Here is a 395-nt window from a genome sequence, read left to right as displayed (position 1 = left end):
GATCAACACTGTTAATAGCTTCGTAGCATTCACAAAGCTGTAACACTGTAACATTCGATTAAAGGAACAATTATGAATAAAGTATTTAAGCTCGGTGCTATCATACTTCCCTTGTTACTTATTCAAGGCTGTAGTAGTGATGACGCTAACAACGCTCCAGTAACTGTAGACCCACAACCTGCCGTCTCAGTCTTTGACGCAGCACAGGACTCTGAAGAGTTCACCACTCTTGTTGCAGCACTAGAAGCAACCGGTCTAGATGAAACTCTCGATGATTTAACTACCAGCTATACTGTATTTGCCCCTACCGATGATGCATTCGCATTATTAGGCGAAGAGACCATTAATAGCTTATTAGCTGATACAGACACCCTAAGTTCTATTTTAACTTATCA

The 395-nt window shown here is 40.8% G+C and carries 1 protein-coding gene; it reads left to right on the top strand.

Translation table 11 applies throughout. The features are described 5' to 3' along the window. Nucleotides 1–72: 72 nt before the first annotated feature. Nucleotides 73–395: fasciclin domain-containing protein (locus tag R0K30_RS21195; RefSeq protein ID WP_410612736.1), on the top strand; the 323-nt coding region annotated here is incomplete at its 3' end.

Source organism: Bacillus sp. SIMBA_154 (assembly GCF_046536015.1).
Lineage (GTDB): Bacteria > Bacillota > Bacilli > Bacillales > Bacillaceae > Bacillus > Bacillus pumilus_P.
This window is presented reverse-complemented; position numbering and strand designations above follow the sequence as displayed.